13 protein-coding genes are annotated in these 12,535 nt (G+C 65.2%); 7 read left to right on the top strand and 6 right to left on the bottom strand.

What is annotated here, in order from left to right; translation table 11 throughout:
- Positions 1-78 precede the first annotated feature (78 nt).
- From QZY44_RS07340 to QZY44_RS07325, 4 genes are all read left to right on the top strand, one after another.
- Positions 79-534 carry a DNA polymerase III subunit chi gene (locus QZY44_RS07340; RefSeq protein ID WP_295444363.1) on the top strand — a complete coding sequence of 152 codons (456 nt, stop codon included), beginning with the start codon at positions 79-81 and terminating at the stop codon, positions 532-534.
- A 102-nt stretch (positions 535-636) separates the two neighbouring features.
- Positions 637-1,641, top strand: coding sequence for a UDP-glucuronic acid decarboxylase family protein (locus tag QZY44_RS07335; RefSeq protein ID WP_295444360.1), 1,005 nt, complete (start codon positions 637-639; stop codon positions 1,639-1,641).
- A 230-nt stretch (positions 1,642-1,871) separates the two neighbouring features.
- On the top strand, positions 1,872-2,162 hold the full coding sequence (locus QZY44_RS07330) for a ferritin-like domain-containing protein (RefSeq protein ID WP_295444358.1): 291 nt from the start codon (positions 1,872-1,874) through the stop codon (positions 2,160-2,162).
- A 55-nt stretch (positions 2,163-2,217) separates the two neighbouring features.
- A complete protein-coding gene (locus QZY44_RS07325; protein WP_295444355.1) occupies positions 2,218-3,576 on the top strand; it encodes an MATE family efflux transporter in 1,359 nt (452 codons plus the stop codon).
- A gap of 26 nt (positions 3,577-3,602) precedes the next feature.
- Here the strand turns inward: QZY44_RS07325 and QZY44_RS07320 are convergent, their stop codons facing one another.
- The 3 genes from QZY44_RS07320 to QZY44_RS07310 form a co-directional block, all read right to left on the bottom strand.
- The gene (locus QZY44_RS07320) at positions 3,603-4,295 is read right to left on the bottom strand and encodes an anaerobic ribonucleoside-triphosphate reductase activating protein (protein ID WP_295444367.1); all 693 of its coding nucleotides are present in this window, start codon (positions 4,293-4,295) and stop codon (positions 3,603-3,605) included.
- 94 nt (positions 4,296-4,389) lie between these two features.
- A complete protein-coding gene (nrdD, locus tag QZY44_RS07315) occupies positions 4,390-4,584 on the bottom strand; it encodes an anaerobic ribonucleoside-triphosphate reductase (RefSeq protein ID WP_295444352.1) in 195 nt (64 codons plus the stop codon).
- A gap of 45 nt (positions 4,585-4,629) precedes the next feature.
- Positions 4,630-6,657, bottom strand: a complete 2,028-nt coding sequence (locus QZY44_RS07310) for a ribonucleoside triphosphate reductase (protein ID WP_295444349.1) — start codon at positions 6,655-6,657, stop codon at positions 4,630-4,632.
- Between the two features lie 401 nt (positions 6,658-7,058).
- On the opposite strand from QZY44_RS07310, the gene QZY44_RS07305 reads away from it, so the two are divergent.
- On the top strand, positions 7,059-8,186 hold the full coding sequence (locus QZY44_RS07305) for a Fic family protein (RefSeq protein ID WP_295444346.1): 1,128 nt from the start codon (positions 7,059-7,061) through the stop codon (positions 8,184-8,186).
- Positions 8,187-8,307: 121 nt separating this feature from the next.
- Here QZY44_RS07305 and tal read toward each other — a convergent pair whose 3' ends face one another.
- Positions 8,308-9,279: a transaldolase gene (gene tal / locus QZY44_RS07300; RefSeq protein ID WP_295444343.1), complete on the bottom strand. Its 972-nt coding sequence runs from the start codon at positions 9,277-9,279 to the stop codon at positions 8,308-8,310.
- Between the two features lie 44 nt (positions 9,280-9,323).
- On the opposite strand from tal, the gene QZY44_RS07295 reads away from it, so the two are divergent.
- Complete coding sequence (locus QZY44_RS07295; protein ID WP_295444365.1) at positions 9,324-10,250, top strand: LysR substrate-binding domain-containing protein; 927 nt, start codon at positions 9,324-9,326, stop codon at positions 10,248-10,250.
- 255 nt (positions 10,251-10,505) lie between these two features.
- Here QZY44_RS07295 and QZY44_RS07290 read toward each other — a convergent pair whose 3' ends face one another.
- Complete coding sequence (locus tag QZY44_RS07290; protein ID WP_295444340.1) at positions 10,506-11,042, bottom strand: hypothetical protein; 537 nt, start codon at positions 11,040-11,042, stop codon at positions 10,506-10,508.
- Between the two features lie 27 nt (positions 11,043-11,069).
- Positions 11,070-11,396: a hypothetical protein gene (locus QZY44_RS07285; RefSeq protein WP_295444339.1), complete on the bottom strand. Its 327-nt coding sequence runs from the start codon at positions 11,394-11,396 to the stop codon at positions 11,070-11,072.
- A 522-nt stretch (positions 11,397-11,918) separates the two neighbouring features.
- Between QZY44_RS07285 and gshB the strand changes: the two genes are divergently transcribed.
- Positions 11,919-12,535 (top strand): glutathione synthase (gene gshB, locus QZY44_RS07280; RefSeq protein WP_295444335.1); only part of this gene is annotated, 617 nt, incomplete at its 3' end.

Here is a 12,535-nt window from a genome sequence, read left to right as displayed (position 1 = left end):
GTCGCGGCGCACGCCCAGCGACGTTAAGCGATACACTCCCCCCTGTCCACTCGCCACCAGCCACTGGCCACCAGAAAAATGCCCCGCATCGACTTCTACACCCTGGAGCCTGACAGCCCCGGTGACCGTTACCTGCTTACCTGCCGACTCGTGGAGCGCACCCGCGCGCAGTCGCTGCGCGTGCTCGTCCACTGCCCGGACGCGGCGGCGGCGCGCCACCTCGATCGGCTCCTCTGGACCTACCGCCAGGAGAGCTTCATCCCCCACGGCCTGGTGGGCCAGAGCGACCCGGTACTCACCCCAGTGCTGATCGGACTGGATTGCACCGCGACCGACGAGAACCAGGTCCTGATCAACCTGGCCCTGGAGACCCCGCCCTTCTACAGCCGCTTCGCGCGCGTCTGCGAGCCAGTGGATCAGGACCCCGCGGTGCGCGCCGCCGCCCGGGAGCGCTTCCGCGGCTACCGCGCGGCGGGCTTTCCTCCGGAACACCACCCGGTCCGACTCACGCCGGGCAACGTGGACACCTGGTAGCGGCCGCCGAGCGGCCTCGACTTCTTTCAGCTCCGGCGGGCGCCGTTTCAGGTGACACTCAATCCGGATGACATCAACCACCCTGACTGCAACTAGTCCCTCATGAGCACACCCATCACGAACGCACCCTACGCACAATACGCCCTGCGCAAACGGATCATGGTCACCGGCGGCGCGGGCTTCCTCGGTTCCCACCTGTGCGACCGCTTGGTCGCCGACGGGCATGACGTCCTGTGCGTGGATAATTTTTTCACCGGCACCAAGGACAATATCGCCCATCTGATCGGCAATCCGCATTTCGAGCTCATGCGGCACGACGTCACCTTTCCGCTCTATATCGAAGTGGACGAGATCTACAACCTGGCCTGCCCCGCCTCGCCGATCCACTATCAGCGCGATCCGGTGCAGACCACCAAGACCTCGGTGCACGGCGCCATCAATGTGCTGGGGCTCGCCAAACGCATCAAGGCCAAGGTGTTGCAGGCATCCACCAGCGAGGTCTACGGCGACCCGGCAGTGCATCCACAGACCGAAGACTACTGGGGCCATGTGAACCCGATTGGGCGCCGCTCCTGTTATGACGAAGGCAAACGCTGCGCCGAGACCCTGTTCTTCGATTACCGTCGGCAGCACCATTTGCGCATCAAGGTGGCCCGCATCTTCAACACCTATGGCCCACGCATGCACCTGAACGATGGGCGGGTGGTGTCAAACTTCATTGTCCAGGCGCTCAAGGGCGAGTCCATCACCATTTACGGCGATGGCGCACAAACCCGTTCGTTCTGCTTTGTCGATGATCTGATCGAGGCCTTCGTGCGACTGATGGATACACCGGACGATTTCACCGGCCCGGTGAACCTCGGCAATCCCCATGAGTTTACCATCAAGCAACTCGCCGAGAAGGTCATCGCAATGACCGGCTCAAGGTCACGCCTCACCTATGAGCCACTGCCCAGCGATGATCCGGCCCAACGCCGGCCGGATATCAGCCTGGCACAGGCGCAACTCGACTGGGAGCCCGGCGTCGCACTGGAAATGGGACTCGCGAAAACAATCCCCTATTTCGAGGCGCTGCTGCGCGCTCAGGGCACGCAGACCGGCGGTTGACGCCGGGCGGCCGTCTGCAAGCGAGCGTTTAGGTGATTTCCGAAACTAAGCGGACCGCCAAGTGTAGGTGCGACTTAAGTCGCACCTACATCCGATCCGACGGTGGTTGGTATCAAGTTTTCCGGAAATCGCCTTAGCGGATTGCCAGCGCGGCGCCAGACACCGACAATGGCCTATGCGCGGCAACGCGCGCCCACCGCTTCAACCACTGCACACGCGGAGATCATGCCATGGCGCACGAGGGGTATCATGAACCGATCGAGGAACTGTCCGACGAGACGAAGGACATGCACCGGGCCATCCTGTCACTGATGGAGGAACTAGAGGCCGTGGACTGGTACAACCAGCGGGTCGACGCCTGCAAGGATCCGGATTTGCGGGACATCCTGGCCCACAACCGCGATGAGGAGAAGGAGCACGGGGCCATGGTGCTGGAATGGATCCGCCGTCAGGACCCGGCCTTCGACAAGGAACTGCGGGACTATCTGTTTACGGACAAGGCCATCGCCCATCACCCCTGAGTCACTCCCCCGCACCCTGCCCGCCCTGCGCCATGACCACCGCGGTCGGCGCCGGGTGGACTACCGCGCGGTGTTCGCGCTCGCCGCCCCGCTGTTCCTGAACAGCGGGATCCAGGCGGTGCTCAATCTCACCGACACCTGGTTCCTGGGCCGGATCTCGGCGGAGGCCACCGCCGCCGTGGGGGCGGTCTTCTGGTTCGCCATCGTCTTCGTGCTACTGTTTGGCGGGGCGGCGATCGCGGTCCAGACCCTGGTCGCCCAAGCCTACGGCGCCGGGGAGCGCGCGCGGGCGGCCCAGACGACCTGGAGCGGGCTCTGGGTGGTGCTGCTGATGAGCCCACTCTTCGTCCTGGCGGGGCTCGCGGGCGGCTGGCTGCTGGCCCCCGCGCACCTCCCGCCGGGACTCCAGGCGATGGCCCTGGACTTCTGGTTCCCGCGCGTGGCCGGTTCGGTCTTTGGCGTCGCGCTCTGGTGCCTCACCAGCTTCTTCAACGGGATCGGCCGGACCTGGATCACCCTGGGGCTCATGGCCGCCGTAGGCCTGGCGAACGTGGTCTTGAATCAGGTCCTGGTCTTTGCCTTTGGGTTCGGGGTGGCCGGGGTCGCGTGGGCCACCACCGCCGCCCAAGCGGTCGGCCTGCTCTGGGGACTGCGGATCTTCCTCAACCCCCAGACCCGCCGCGACTTCGCGAGCCATCTCCACTGGCAACCCCGGGCCATCCCCATGCGCCGCGCCCTGGCCTTGGGCCTGCCGATGGGCCTGTTGCCGGCCGCGGACCTGATCGGGACCGGCCTGTTCCAGCTCATGCAGGTGGATCTCGGCACGGTCGCGGGGGCGGCCACCCAGGTCACGATGATGATGACCTCCATCGCCTACCTGCCGGCGATCGGCATCGCCAGCGCCGGCACCACCCTGGTAGGTCAGGCGATCGGCGCGGGCGACCGCGACTGGGCGCGCCGGGTGGGCAACGCGTCCATCAAGCTCACCGTCGGCTACATGGGCCTGGTGAGCCTGCTGCTCGCCTTGGCCGGCCCCTGGTCCATGCCGCTCTTCATCAACCCGGCGGACCCCGACGCGCACGCGGTGGCGCAGACCGCCGCGCTGCTGATCTGGCTCGGCGCCGCCTACCAGATCTTCGACGGGCTCAATCTGGGCTGCGGCTTTGCGTTGCGCGGGGCTGGCGATGTGCGGGTGCCGGCAGTGATGACGCTCGCGCTGTCCTGGCTCGGTTTCCTGCCGCTAGTGCACATGCTGACCTTCGCCCCCGGCGCGGGCTGGGTGGACTGGCTGCCGCAGTTCGGGCTCGGCGTTGCCGGGGGCTGGACCGCCCTGCTCGTCTATGTGGCCGTGCTCGGGACCATGATGGCCCTGCGCTGGCGCTCGGGGGCCTGGCGACGGATTGAGATCCACTGAGCGCGCGTCGACCACGTAGGTGGGACTTAAGTCGCATCGACAGCCGATCCGGCGGTGAATGGCCGGGCGGTACTCGGAGCGGCCAGGCTCGGATCGAGTGTATGTTCGGTGCGGCAGCGCTGCACACGATGATCACGCACACCCAGGGCCACGAGGCGCTCGCGAAGTCGCTCCAGTTCCGCGGGACTATCCCGACCGGGCATCGGGGTGGTGCGCACCTGCAACGCCACCCCGGCCTCCAGCAGCAGGGCCAGACTCGCCCAGGCGCGCTCACCTGAGCCGGGGACGCCGGTAATCGCCGGATAGTCCGCCGGCAGGGCCTTGATGTCGAGCCCCACCCAGTCGAGCAGGGGCAACAGTGGCTTGAGCCGCGCCGGGAACGCGCCGGAGGTGTGGAGCCCGACCTTGAAGCCCAGGGCGCGGGCCTCAGTCATGGCCGCACCCAGGGCAGGCTGGAGGGTCGGCTCACCGCCGCTGAAGACCACCGCGTCCAAGAGTCCGCGGCGGCTGTGCAGGAAGGCGCGCACCTCGGCCCAGGGGATCTGCCCAGGCGCACGCGGGGGCAGCAGGTGGCCGTTGTGGCAGTAGCGGCAGCGCCAAGGGCAACCCTGGCAGAAGACCACCGCGGCGAGTTCGCCGGGGTAGTCGACGGTGGTCAACGGGGTGAGACCACCGACACGCAGCTCCGGCGGGACGGCTGGCGCCGGCACCGCGGTCATCACATCCGGCGACTGTGCAATTCCCATGGGCTTTCCTTCAACGGTCGGTCAATCGCGGCGGGACGCCGCTCCCACGGGATCGCGGCGGTGGTAATCAGGCGGCGACCTGGTGCAGGACGCGCAGGGGCGTACCGCGCGGGGTCTCGGTGAAGTAGCAGCGCTCGCCATGCTCGGCGCGCTTGCCGACGTTGAAGGCGGCGACCGGGCGGTGGTAACCCATGACCCGGGTCCAGACCTCGCACCTTGTGCGTTCTTCCGGGTTCAGGGTCACGGTGTTCTGCTCATTCATGGTCGCTCTCTCTTCTGTACTGGTATTGATGATGTTCATTGGCGGCTAGGCCTTGGCTAGGCGTTTGCGTGCGATCACTTCCTCATCGCACATCGGGCAGAACTCGTGTTCACCGGCCAGATACCCGTGTTTGGGACAGATGGAGAACACGGGCGTGACGGTGATATAGGGCAGGCGGAAGTTGGTCAGCGCGCGGCGCACCAGCCGTTTGCACGCCTCGACACTGGAGACCTGCTCGCTCATATACAGGTGCAGCACGGTCCCGCCGGTATAACGGGACTGCAGCGGCTCCTGCATCGCCAGGGCCTGGAAGGGGTCGTCCGTGAAACCCACCGGCAACTGGGTGCTGTTGGTGTAATAGGGCGCGTCCGGGGTCCCGGCCTGGAGGATGCCGGGGCAGCGCTTCTGGTCTTCGCGGGCAAAGCGATAGGTGGTCCCCTCCGCCGGGGTCGCCTCCAGATTGTACATGTGCCCGGTGGACTCCTGGAACTCCACCATCCGCGCGCGCACCCGATCGAGCAGCCGGATGGCAAGCGCTTGCCCGGTCTCGGACGTGATGTCGTCCTGATCGCGGGTGAAGTTGCGGATCATCTCATTGATACCGTTCACCCCGATGGTGGAGAAGTGGTTACGCAGGGTCCCCAGATACCGCTTGGTATAGGGGAAGAGCCCTGCGTCCAAATGCCGCTGCACCACCTTACGCTTGATCTCCAGGCTGTTGAGAGCGTGCTCGAGCAGGCGATCCAGGCGCGCCATCAGGGCCGGCTCGTGGCCCGGGTATTCATAACCCAGGCGGGCACAATGGATGGTGACCACCCCGACCGAGCCGGTCTGCTCGGCCGAGCCGAAGAGCCCGTTGCCGCGCTTGAGCAATTCCCGCAGGTCGAGCTGCAGGCGGCAGCACATGGAGCGGACCATATTCGGCGTCAGCTCGGAGTTGATGAAATTCTGGAAATACGGCAGGCCGTATTTGGCGGTCATGGCAAAGAGCCGGTCCGCGTTCTCACTCTCCCAGGGGAAGTCCGGGGTGATGTTATAGGTCGGGATCGGGAAGGTGAAGATCCGGCCCTTGGCATCGCCCTCGGTCATCACCTCGATATAGGCGCGGTTGATCAGGTCCATTTCGGCCTGGAGGTCGCCATAGGTATAGGGCTGTTCCTCGCCCGCGATCACCGGTATCTGCTCGCGCAGGTCCTCCGGGCACACCCAGTCGAAGGTGAGATTGGTAAAGGGGGTTTGGGTCCCCCACCGCGACGGCACATTCAGGTTATAGATCAGTTCCTGGATGCATTGGCGGACCTGGACATAGTCGAGCCGGTCCGTCCGCACGAAGGGGGCCATATAGGTATCGAAACTGGAGAAGGCCTGGGCGCCCGCCCACTCGTTCTGCAGGGTCCCCAGAAAATTCACGATCTGGCCCACCGCGCTCGACATGTGGCGCGGCGGCCCCGCCTCGACCCGCCCGGGCACCCCGTTGAGCCCCTCGTGCAGCAGGGTGCGCAGCGACCAGCCGGCGCAGTAGCCGCAGAGCATATCCAGATCGTGGATGTGGACGGCGCCGTCGCGGTGGACCTCCCCGATCTCGGGCGGGTAGACGTGCGACAGCCAGTAGTTGGCGATCATCTTGCCGGAGGTGTTGAGGATCAGCCCACCGAGCGAGTAGCCCTGGTTGGCGTTGGCGGCGACGCGCCAGTCGGAGCGATCCAGGTATTCGTCGATGGAGGCGGCCACGTCCACCAGCGTGCGTGAATGGTCGCGCAGCCGGGTGTGCTGCTCGCGGTAGACGATGTAGGAGCGCGCGGTCTCGAAGTGGTTGGCCGCGATCAGCGTCTGCTCCACCACGTCCTGGATCGCCTCGATGTCGGGCAGGCGCCCCCCGCCGAAGCGGTGGGCCAGCACCTTGACCACCTGGGCCGTCAGCAGCCGCGCCTCCATGTCCCCATACTCGCCGCTCGCCTGGCCCGCGCGCAGGATGGCGAACTCGATCTTGGCGGCATCGAAGGCGACTTCCAGCCCGTCGCGCTTCAAGACGCGCAGGGGCAGGCTGGCGATATTATTCTGCGCGCTTGCCATGGCAGGGTCTCCCTCTGAAATACTAGATGTTGTGCTGCGGACTCTTCAGATCACAGTATATAGGGGGTAGGGGCTCAGGGCAAGACAACCGGGACACTCACCCTCGGGGGTCTGCAGGCGCTTGAAATCGGGTGCACGGAGGGACCCTCGCACGACTTTTCCGGCGAAAACCAGTCCGTGCGATGCTGCAGACGATCCCGGCACCGCTTGCCGCTCAATGTGCTCCAGTTTCATGAGGAAAGTCGCACATATAGGATGCTGCAGAGGATCCCGGTACCAGTGACCGCGGGACAGTTGCCGGCCGCTTCCCTCAAGAACAACGATCCGCCTTGTTTTATATTCCATCAGATAACTAAAATAACGCTCAACCCTATTTTAGTTTCCAGCGTGGAGCGGCAGGCATGAACAAGTTCCAGTCAGGCCGACTCGTGGACCAGAGGACCTACCGCAGCTTCTCGCCCACCCCGCTGGACCGCCCCTGGCAGATCGACGACATGGGGCTGATCCAGTTGCTCGGCGAGGCCGAGCGAGAACTGGGCCGGTTGGACATGTTCTCGGACTATGTGCCGAACGTGGACCTGTACATCCGGATGCACGTCATCAAGGAGGCGACCCAGTCGAGCCGGATCGAGGGGACCCGCACCAACATCGCGGAGGCCTTGCAGGAGCGCGAGGAGATCGCCCTGGACCGGCGCGACGACTGGGAGGAGGTCCAGAATTACGTGACCGCCATGAACGAGGCGGTCGCGCGGCTGCCCGAACTGCCGCTGTCCTCACGCCTGATCCGCGACACCCATCGCACCCTGCTGCAAGGCGTGCGCGGCCGGCACAAGCAGCCCGGCGAGTTTCGACTGAGCCAAAACTGGATCGGCGGGGCCACCATCGACGACGCAGTCTTCGTGCCGCCGCTCCACACGGAGATCCCGGACCTGATCGCCGACATCGAGCGCTTCGTACACAATGAGGCCTACCGGCTACCGGACCTGGTGAAGATCGCCCTGGTGCACTACCAGTTCGAGACCATCCATCCCTTCCTGGACGGCAACGGACGGGTAGGCCGCCTGCTCATCACCCTCTATCTGGTGAGCAAGGGGATACTCAAACGCCCGGTCCTCTATCTGTCGGACTTCTTCGAGCGCAACCGCGTACTCTATTACGACAACCTGATGCGGGTACGCGAGCGCAACGACCTGATGCAGTGGCTCAAATTCTTCCTGGTCGGGGTGATCGAAACCGCCCGCGGCGGAGTGGCGACCTTCGACGCCATCCTGAGGCTCCAGCGGGAAACGGACACCCAAATCGCGACCCTGGGCAGCCGTGCCACCAAGGCCCGCAAGGTCATCGACTACCTGTACGGCCAACCCCTGGCGGATGCCGCACGGTTAGGCGCGGCGGCGGAACTCTCGCCGGCTTCAACCTACAAGCTAGTCGCGGACCTGGAGCGGCTGGGCATCCTCAAGGAGACCACCGGCGGCAAGCGCGGCAAGACCTATGCCTTCGCGCAGTATCTGGGGCTGTTCCAGTCGTAGCCTGGATGCAGCGCAGCGAAATCCAGGGCCCCGCCGCCGCCCGCAGACCCTTTCGCCATCCGCGAACTCGCCCCGGACTGCGCTCGCGCACCATCCGGGCCACGGGCAGGTCGCGGTGAACTCAGGCATCGCGACCGAAGTCATGCGTGAACTGCTCGAGCTTCCTGGTATCCGCCGCAAACATCCGGATGCCCTCGGCAAGTTTCTCGGTCGCCATCGGATCCTCGTTCAATTCCCAACGCAACGCCGGCTCGTCATAGCTGACCTTGGGGATATCCAGGGTCAGGGCCGTGGCCGCCTCGAGCTGACGGACCAGGGGCGCGTCGCGCGCTGCCAAATCAGCGAGCAGCGCCGGGGCGATGGTCAGATAGTCGCAGCCCGCCAGCGCCAGGATCTCATCGATATTGCGGAAGCTCGCCCCCATGACCACCGTCTGATACCCGTGGCGCTTGAAATAGTTGAAGATGCGGGTGACGGACAGCACCCCGGGATCGTCCTGCGCCGGGTAGCCGGCGACCTGCTGGTCCTTCTTGTACCAGTCCAGGATGCGCCCGACGAAGGGCGAGATCAGGGTCACACCGGCCTCGGCACAGGCCACCGCCTGGGCGAAGCTGAACAGCAGGGTGAGGTTGCAGTGCAGGCCGCGCCGCTCCAGAAGCTCTGCGGCGCGAATCCCCTCCCAGGTGGAGGCGATCTTGAACAGGACCCGGGCGCTGGGGTCGATACCGGCCTGCTCGTAGAGGTCGACCAGGCACTGGGCGCGGCGGATGGTCGCCGCGGTGTCGAAGGACAAGCGCGCGTCGATCTCGGTGGAGACCCGCCCGGGGACGATCTTGAGAATCTCGGCGCCAAAGTCCACCGCCAGCCGATCCATCGTCCATTGGGTCTGCGCCTGGGGGTCAGCGCCGCCCCGCTCCCGGCCGAACCGCACGGCATCCTCCACCAGCGCGCGATACTGGGGCAACTGCGCGGCCTTCAGCAGCAGCGACGGATTGGTGGTCGCGTCCTGCGGCCGATATTCGGCGATCGCGGCGAAGTCGCCGGTGTCCGCGACGACGGTGGTCATGGTCTTCAACTGCTCGAGACTGTTCATGGATCGACTCCCTCATGTTGGCGAAAACTCGCTATCATGCCCATATGAACCTGCGCGACCTAAAATACATCCTCGCCGTCGCCGAGACCCGCCATTTCGGGCGGGCGGCCGATCGCTGCTTCGTCAGCCAACCCACCCTGAGCGGACAGATCAAGAAGCTGGAGGATGAGCTGGGCGTGGTCATCTTCGAACGCACCAACCGCTCAGTGGAGATCACTGCGGTGGGCGAGAGCATCCTGACCCACGCCCGCCTGGCGGTCGAGCAGGCCGACGCCATCGACCAGCTCGCCCGCGCCCATCAGGACCCGCTGGCCGGCCCCTTGCGGATCGGTGCCATCCCCACCCTGAGCCCCTACCTGATGCCGCTGGTGCTGGTACCGCTCAAGCGCGCCTATCCCAAACTGCGTCTGGTGCTGTCGGAGGAGATCACCGAATCGCTGGTCGGGCGACTGCACCGTCACGAAATCGACGCCGCCCTGCTCGCGACCACGCCCGAGGATGCGGACTTGGAGGCCCAGCCACTGTTCGACGAGCCCTTCTGGCTCGCCCACCCTAGCAATCACCCGCTCTACGAGAAGGACGAGATCGAGGCTTCCGACCTGGACTCCATCGATCTGTTGCTGCTCGCCGACGGCCACTGCCTGGCCGCTCAGGTGATGCAGATCTGCCACCTGGATGAACGCCCCACCCGCGGCGAGATGGCCGACCTGCGCGCCGCCAGCCTGGAGACCCTGCTCCAGTTGGTGGGCGCCGGCTTCGGCTGCACCCTGGTCCCGGCCCTGACCATCCGCGGCGGCTGGATGACCGACAGCGGCATCATCGCCCGGCCGCTGACCCTGCTGCCGCAGGCCCACCGGCGTATCTCTTTGGTCTATCGCCGCAGCTTTCCCCGTCGCGCGGCACTGGATGCCTTTGCGCAGGTGGTGCGGGACCATTTGCCGAACACGGTGCGGCGGATCGCGGCGAGTTGAGGGCAAGAGGGCTGGTCTCGGCGCAGCCATTCCGGGCGGCATCATGCAATCGATTGGTGGATGCGGCGCGCGCGACCCAGGCACCCGGTCCCCGACACCGTGCGGCGCGCCTTATCCACCCTACGGCGGGGTGGGCTTTGTAGGGTGGATAAGCGCAGCGCATCCACCAGAAATCCGGCTGGCTGCAACGATGATCAAGGCCCCGATGCCACCCTCGGCGTCAGTCACGCAGGGATCATTCAGGGACGCGCCAATCTATTTGGCCGCATCGGTCGCTTTGAGCAATGCCTGGATGGTTTTGAGACTCTCCGCATACCGGGCGATCTCAGCCTCAGACTTCGCGATCCTCTTTTTCGTCTCAGCGATATGCTGTCTCGACTCAGCGCTCCGCTGTTTCGACTCAGCGCTCCGCTGTTTCGCCTCAGGGCTCTGCTGTCTCGCCTCAGCGCCCGCTCCTTTTAGCGCATCGCTCACTTGTTGACTCAGTTTTTTCGAATTACTCAGCTCTACTGCGAGATAGTTTGCAGCCGCTGGAAACGTCTCCGCAGCGCCCGAAAACCACAGTTTGGGTATAGGGACACGGCGGTCTTTTAGAGCATTCCCCGCTTCCAATTCAGCGACAACTGCACGAGCCTCTTCCATGTCCCTAAACCCGTGTACGACGCCACTGACGCCGCTGGCGAGCGCCCTCGGGGCGAGGCCCGGTTGTTCCTTGCCGAGTGTATAATGACCCATGACCCGTTCACGCTGACCGGCAGTGAGCCTCAGCAGGATCTCAAGCTCCTCCCTCATATCAAATTTCATAAGTAAAGCGAGGAGTTACGGGTCTTTCGCCGCGTCGCCCTTGAGTGACAGTGGCGTCGACCCATTCGCCGCGATCAATAGATAAGGACTCTCCCGCGATGCGCGGCTCACCGTCCCGGCCAGCCCTTCGAGCGACGGCAACGGACTGACCGTGAAAATCGCGCCTGGGGCGCGCTCCACTGCCCCCGCGCCGGCTGGGAGAGACGAGGGAACGGCCATGGCGACCGCAACGTTCATCTTTCGCGGTGGCGCGGGCACCATGGCCGTTGCGCTGTACGCGCTGACCTGAGTGGCAACCAATGGCAGGGCCAGCAGGAGGGCGATAGAACGGCGATTCAACATCTGGTCATCCTCAATTGGCGATCGGTGAGTGAAGGCGTAGGTCGGGTTAGCGCAGCGTAACCCGACATGCCGAGTTCGATGTCGGGTTACGGCGCGCGTTCAGCGTCTGCTTGTCTTATAAATGCCGTGCAGCGCGCGCCTAACCCGACCGACAGGTTTACAATTCGGCGATTGCATTCTACACCGCGCTATTCTATCAGGACTCGATCAAGAGCGACGCCGTGGTGTGGAGTGCATACGCAGACCGCCCGGACCGCCGCACGCAACATCGCCGACCTGATCGCCCCGACGCACTGACAGGCGGCCGTCGGCAGCAACGCGATCCCTCAGCGGGGCCTCACCGGGCGGTCGGGACCACCCGGGGTTTGAGTCAAGACCCTCTTGACACCCTGCCGGTTGGGCTCTGGCCATCGATGCCCCCCTCCCCAACCCTCCCCCACGAGGGGGGAGGGAGAAGAACCCCTGGACCTCCCGCCCAACGCCACGGTACGGCCCTGACCGCCATTGCGTTACACTGCCCCCATGAGCATCGAAATCGGCTTCCTCATGGACCCCATCGGGTCCATCAACATCAAGAAGGACAGCACCTTCGCGATGATGCTGGCGGCGCAGCGGCGCGGCTGGTCACTGGCCTATCTGGAACCGGGCGACCTGTTCCTGAGCGAGGGGCGCAGCCTGGCGCGCCTGCGCTCGGTCACGGTCACTGACGACCCGGCCGGCTGGTACCGGCTCGGCGCCGAGACCACCCGCCCGCTCACTGATCTCAGCGCGGTGTTGATGCGTCAGGACCCGCCCTTCGACATGGACTATGTCTTCACGACCTATCTCTTGGAACATGCCCAGCGCGCTGGCGCCTTGGTGGTCAACGACCCGCGGGCGCTGCGCGATTGCAACGAAAAGCTGTTCACGGTAGAGTTCCCGCAGTGTACGCCCCCGACCCTGGTGAGCCGCCGTCCGGCCGACATCCGCGCCTTCCAGGCCATCCATCAGACCATCATCCTGAAACCGCTGGACGGCATGGGCGGGGCCGGCGTGTTCCGGGTCGAGGCCGGTGACCCCAACCTGAGCGTGATGGTGGAACTGCTGACCAACCGCGGGCGGCGCCTGTGCATGGCCCAGCGCTTCATCCCGCAGATCAG

Source organism: uncultured Thiodictyon sp. (assembly GCA_903837595.1).
Taxonomy (GTDB): Bacteria; Pseudomonadota; Gammaproteobacteria; order Chromatiales; family Chromatiaceae; genus Thiodictyon.
Note: the sequence above shows the minus strand (reverse complement) of the source record. Positions and strands in the feature narration are given on the sequence as shown.